1 protein-coding gene is annotated in these 826 nt (G+C 41.5%); it reads right to left on the reverse strand.

Translation table 11 applies throughout. The features are described 5' to 3' along the window. A partial coding sequence (locus tag A1D26_RS05315; protein WP_198303090.1) for a hypothetical protein occupies positions 1-826 on the reverse strand: 826 nt, incomplete at both ends.

Raw genomic sequence — 826 nt, forward strand, 5'->3', positions numbered from 1 at the left:
CGTCAGATTGGTAAATGTCGGTGTGTCTGACATCATGATTTTAATCTTACCACCTGCATTGGTAGTGCTGACGTTTTTGCTGTCGCCAATGATATCTAGCTGTTCGCCGAGGGAGTTATGGATCACTTCTCCATTTTCACCTTTGTAGTCCATACCTTTGGTGGTCAGCTCATTTTTGACATTATCGATATTGCCTTGTAACTCAGTTTTAGCACCATCAATCTTATTGTTCAGCTCGGTCTTAGTGTCATCAATCTTATTGTTCAGCTCTGTTTTGGCTGTATCAATGTCTCCTTTAAGCTCTGTCTTAGCATCATTAACTTTATTGTCTAATTGACCTACATTCACCGCATCTTTGGTATCAACGCCATCCGCTAAGCCTGTGATTTTGTTGTCACTCATCACAAGGTCACCACCTTTGATGGTTGCACCGTTGTTGAATGTAGTTGTGCCTGTAACTTCTAAGCCATTATTAGCGGTCACTTTGTCATTAAAGGTTGCTGGACCTGTTACATCCAATTTACCACCGATTGTTGCACCTTCGGTGGTCGTCAGATTGGTAAATGTCGGTGTGTCTGACATCATGATTTTAATCTTACCACCTTCATTGGTAGTGCTGACGTTTTTGCTGTCGCCAATGATATCTAGCTGTTCACCGAGGGATTTATGGATCACTTCTCCATTTTCACCTTTGTAGTCCATACCTTTGGTGGTCAGCTCATTTTTGACATTATCGATATTGCCTTGTAACTCAGTTTTAGCACCATCAATCTTATTGTTCAGCTCGGTCTTAGTGTCATCAATCTTCGTGTTCAGCTCTGTTTTG

It is taken from the genome of Ursidibacter maritimus (assembly GCF_009761395.1).
GTDB classification, from domain to species: domain Bacteria; phylum Pseudomonadota; class Gammaproteobacteria; order Enterobacterales; family Pasteurellaceae; genus Ursidibacter; species Ursidibacter maritimus.